Annotated in this window: 1 protein-coding gene; it reads right to left on the bottom strand. The window is 49.7% G+C overall.

Features of this window, described 5'->3' with window-relative positions:
- Positions 1-283: exo-alpha-sialidase (locus BQ17_RS23885; RefSeq protein ID WP_176722259.1), on the bottom strand; the 283-nt coding region annotated here is incomplete at its 3' end.
- Between the last annotated feature and the right edge of the window lie 708 nt (positions 284-991).

The following is a 991-nucleotide window of genomic DNA, read 5'->3' as shown; positions in this document are numbered from 1 at the left end:
GAAACATTATCCTGGAATGATTTAGGACTTTCAGTCCAGGGGGCAACCTATGCACTTTAGTGCATAGTGGTTGAGTCTTGACAGGACCGCGTCCCCCCATGTCACCAGGAACAAGTTCGCTGGGCTTTTCCCATGAAATCCCGTCGTCAAACGATTTGGTGACCCACGTCCTCCAGTGATCGCAACGGCAACCTTCCTTGAAAAAGAGCATGGTTGGGCTATCTCGTGGCGCAAAAAGAACTGGATTCCAGTGTGGTGAGTTGCAGGTTCTTGCCCACTGCATGGGCTGGCTTCATCTTCCACTTGGGTCACGGATTGCACCGTAGATGGAAACATCGACCGCCCCTTCTTTCGCCCCGGCAAACCATGCGGCCAAGTAACTTCCATCCGTCAGTCGAAGAAGGATCGAAGCGTGGGACTGGCCGAAAGTGCCGGGCTCGAAAATTCGAGCTTGGTGCTTAAGTCTTAATTTCATACTACAAACTGCCCTCTTCTCGTCTCTTCTCGTAACCCCATTATTCCCTGGCCCAACATGCAAAGAAACAAAATGGGAACAAAATGGGTGTCCTTTTCTTACCTGAACCGCGCTGTCTGGTGCCCCAAAGCTACAACCGCTAGTCTACTCTGCCAAACGCTGGTGTACTGTCGCGCATTTCATCTGATCTCTTCAGCGCCAACGACGAAGCTCAGTGGCACCAAACACGAAGCGGCATTTGCGCGATCATGCCGAAGGCATACGCAAAAAGCTGCGTAGTGTTTGGTGTCCGCTGGAGCGTTGTGTTAGGCGATTTACTTGATATTTCTGAATTCATCAACGGACATACTCAGTATTTTAAGCAATTGCCTCTCAACACCAGGAGAAATGTCTTTTGAGCCATGGTTAGATACCGGAAAAGTATTTTTGCCATCAGAAAATGGGCACCTTGCAAAATTGCCTGCGTGGTGAGCTAAGCGAGGGTAAAATCACGCCAGTCCAAAATGAATGCTCATC

The sequence above is a fragment of the Candidatus Thiosymbion oneisti genome (assembly GCF_900092655.1).
GTDB lineage: Bacteria > Pseudomonadota > Gammaproteobacteria > Chromatiales > Chromatiaceae > Thiosymbion > Thiosymbion oneisti.
This window is presented reverse-complemented; position numbering and strand designations above follow the sequence as displayed.